The sequence below is a fragment of the Spirillospora sp. NPDC049652 genome (assembly GCF_040675125.1).
Taxonomy (GTDB): Bacteria; Actinomycetota; Actinomycetes; order Streptosporangiales; family Streptosporangiaceae; genus Spirillospora.
Genome location: NZ_JBFAOF010001095.1, coordinates 1 through 2,193 on the forward strand (window position 1 = coordinate 1; position 2,193 = coordinate 2,193).

Consider the following 2,193-nt stretch of genomic DNA (forward strand, 5'->3'; position numbering starts at 1 on the left):
GGGGCGATCAACGCCCCGGCCCCGCCGTTCGGCTACGGATGGATGACCGCGGTCACCATCGGTACCAGCGGCGACGGCCGCCACCGGCTCCGTCGGCGGCACGGAGAACGAACCCCAGTAGCCAGATGACCAGGACGATCAGGGCGATCCACCAGAGGACGTGGACGGCGAACCCCAGGCCGCCCAGCAGTAGCGCCAGCAGGAGGACGGCGATGATGAGCGCCATAGCGGTCTCACATCCCTTTCACTTGATTGGCTTGTGGTGACCTCTCTATACCCTTGGTTCCGGCTTTATGCATGAGATCGGCAACACTCTTTTCAGTGTGGACCGCGGGGGCCCGGGCATCGATTGTCCGTAGGGTCGGCCGCTTCTGGGGGAAGGGGCACCGGATGCTTCATGTGCTACGGGACTACGCCTTCGTGGGGGACGGGGAACGAGGGGCGCTGATCGGCCCCCACGGGGATCTCGCGTGGATGTGCTTCCCGTCCTGGGAGTCGCCGCCGGTGTTCGCCGGCCTGCTGGGCGGCGCCGGCCGCTACGTGGTGTGCCCGGTCGCCGAGCGGCGGGTGTGGGGCGGCTACTACGAGGAGAGCGGACTGGTCTGGCGGAGCCGCTGGGGGGTGCCCGGCGGCGTCGTCGAGTGCCACGAGGCCCTGGTCAGCCCGGCGGAGACCGGCCGTGCGGTGGTGCTGCGGCGGATCTTCGGCGTCCACGGGACGGCGAGGGTCCGGGTGACGTTCGGCCTGGCGGGCGGCGAACGGCACTGGACGGACGGCTCCTGGGCGGGACGGGACGGAGACCTGTTCTTCCGCTGGACGGGGGCGCCGGAGTCCGCGTCCGGATGGCCGCTGACCTTCGACGTCGAGCTCCGGGAGGGGGAGACGCGCGACCTGGTCCTGGAACTGGCGACCCAGCCGGTGAAGGGCTCGTCGGGGGCCCCCGACGGCCTGTGGGAGCAGACGCGCGCCGACTGGGAGGCGCGCATCCCCGACTGCTCGGACACCGTCGCGCCCAGGGACGCGCGGCTCGCCTACGCCGTCCTCAGCGGCCTGACCTCGTCCGGGGGCGGGATGGCCGCCGCGGCCACGACGTCGCTGCCCGAGCACCTGGCGGGGTCGCGGAACTTCGACTACCGGTATGCGTGGATCCGCGACCAGTGCATCGCCGGGCAGGCGGTGGCCGCGCACGGCGGTCAGCTCGCCCTCCTGGACGCGGCGACCGGGTTCGTGGCCGACCGGCTCGTCCAGGACGGCGCCGGGATGCATCCGGCCTACACGGTGTCAGGAGGCATGATCCCGGGGGAGCACCCGGCCGGGCTGCCCGGGTACCCGGGGTCCGAGGCGGTCTACGGCAACCGGGTCATCAAGCAGTTCCAGCTGGACGTCTTCGGCGAGGCGCTGCTGCTGTTCGCCGCGGCGGCCCGCCACGACCGGGTGGACGCGCACATCGCCGAGGCCGCCGCGGCGGCCGTCCGGGCGATCGGGGAGCGGTGGCGCGAAGCCGACTACGGGGTGTGGGAGACCGAACTGCGCTGCTGGATGCATTCGCGGCTGGTGTGCGCGGCGGGCCTCCGGCGGGCAGCGCCGGTCGTCGCCGCCCGCAAGGACCGGGCGGCCTGGGAGGATCTCGCGGACCTGCTGCTGGACGAGACGGCCAGGACGTCCCTGGACGACCGGGACGGCTGGCAACGGGCCGCCGACGACGACCGCGTGGACGCGGCCCTGCTGCTCCCGGCGCTGCGCGGAGCGTTCCCGCCCGACGACCCGCACATGGCCGCGACCTACCGCAGGGTCCGGGCCGAGCTGGAGCAGGAGGGCTACGTCTACCGGTACCGGGTGGACCGCAGGCCGCTCGGCGACATCGAGGGCGCCTTCACCCTCTGCGGCTTCATGATGGCGATGGCCGACCTCCAGCACGGTGAGCGGGAGCTCGCGGTCGGGCAGTTCGAGCGGACCCGGTCGGCGTGCGGCGCGACCGGGCTGTTCACCGAGGAGTACGACGTCCGCCAGCGGCAGGTGCGGGGGAACCTGCCGCAGGCGTTCGTTCACGCGCTCTTCTTGGAGACCGCGACCCGCCTGGCCGCGCGGTAGCCGAGCGCGGCGGCCGCGAGGCCCGCGCCCGCCGCCGCCCGGCGGTGGCGGCTGAGCCAGACCTGCGGGCTCCGGCCGTGGGCCCGGCCGTCGAACCGGCCG

The 2,193-nt window shown here is 73.5% G+C and carries 2 protein-coding genes; one reads left to right on the forward strand and one right to left on the reverse strand.

From position 1 onward, the window contains the following. Positions 1 to 52: 52 nt before the first annotated feature. Positions 53 to 226: a hydrophobic protein gene (locus AB0J52_RS37315; protein ID WP_117361146.1), complete on the reverse strand. Its 174-nt coding sequence runs from the start codon at positions 224 to 226 to the stop codon at positions 53 to 55. A gap of 71 nt (positions 227 to 297) precedes the next feature. Between AB0J52_RS37315 and AB0J52_RS37320 the strand changes: the two genes are divergently transcribed. Continuing rightward, positions 298 to 2,091: a glycoside hydrolase family 15 protein gene (locus AB0J52_RS37320; protein ID WP_500187664.1), complete on the forward strand. Its 1,794-nt coding sequence runs from the start codon at positions 298 to 300 to the stop codon at positions 2,089 to 2,091. Positions 2,092 to 2,193 lie beyond the last annotated feature (102 nt).

What these genes read in the sequence shown, in the direction of transcription:
- AB0J52_RS37315 (WP_117361146.1), bottom strand. Translation starts at nt 226, where the DNA reads ATGGCGCTCATCATCGCCGTCCTCCTGCTGGCGCTACTGCTGGGCGGC.
- AB0J52_RS37320 (WP_500187664.1), top strand. Translation starts at nt 298, where the DNA reads ATGAGATCGGCAACACTCTTTTCAGTGTGGACCGCGGGGGCCCGGGCA.